The sequence below is a fragment of the Cryobacterium sp. MLB-32 genome, from assembly GCF_000738085.1.
In the GTDB taxonomy this organism is placed as follows: domain Bacteria; phylum Actinomycetota; class Actinomycetes; order Actinomycetales; family Microbacteriaceae; genus Cryobacterium.
This window is the reverse complement of the sequence record NZ_JPRS01000713.1, coordinates 1-545: the sequence shown is the minus strand read 5'-3', so window position 1 is coordinate 545 and position 545 is coordinate 1. Positions and strand designations below refer to the sequence as shown.

The following is a 545-nucleotide window of genomic DNA, read 5'->3' as shown; positions in this document are numbered from 1 at the left end:
GCCCCGAGGCGACCGCTGGGGGCGTGACCTTCAGTTTGCGGCCAGGGCCGCTAAGACAGATTGCGGATGAGGCAGCGCTGCCGGAAAATCTGGCAAATCCATACGTGTTGATCATCGACGAGATGAACCGTGCCAATCTCGCGAAAGTGTTCGGTGAGCTCTTTTACCTTCTGGAGTATCGCAATGAGGGCATCCGCTTGCAGTACAGCGGAAAGGGGGAAACGTTCAAGCTTCCCGAAAACCTCTTCATCATCGGAACGATGAACACCGTCGACCGTTCCATTTCCTTGGTCGATGCCGCACTTCGACGGCGGTTCCCCTTCGTTGAACTTCACCCTGGCGTGGAGCCGGTTCGAAGCGTCTTGAGGTTGTATCTCGCTGCTCATCATGAGCCTGATTTGCGTGCGCGATTGCTCGACGCGCTCAACAAGCGCATCAACGAGCGCGATCTTCAGATTGGGCCGTCCTACCTCATGAAGCCCGACGCGAGCACGCAGGCTGGGCTTGAGATGATCTGGAAGTACGAAATATTGCCTCTGCTGGAG

General features: G+C 56.7%; 1 protein-coding gene. It reads left to right on the top strand.

Annotation, left to right across the window (positions count from 1 at the left end; all coding sequences use genetic code 11):
• Positions 1 to 545, top strand: a 545-nt coding sequence (locus JF66_RS21040) for an McrB family protein (protein WP_035880929.1), incomplete at both ends; no start/stop codon positions are given.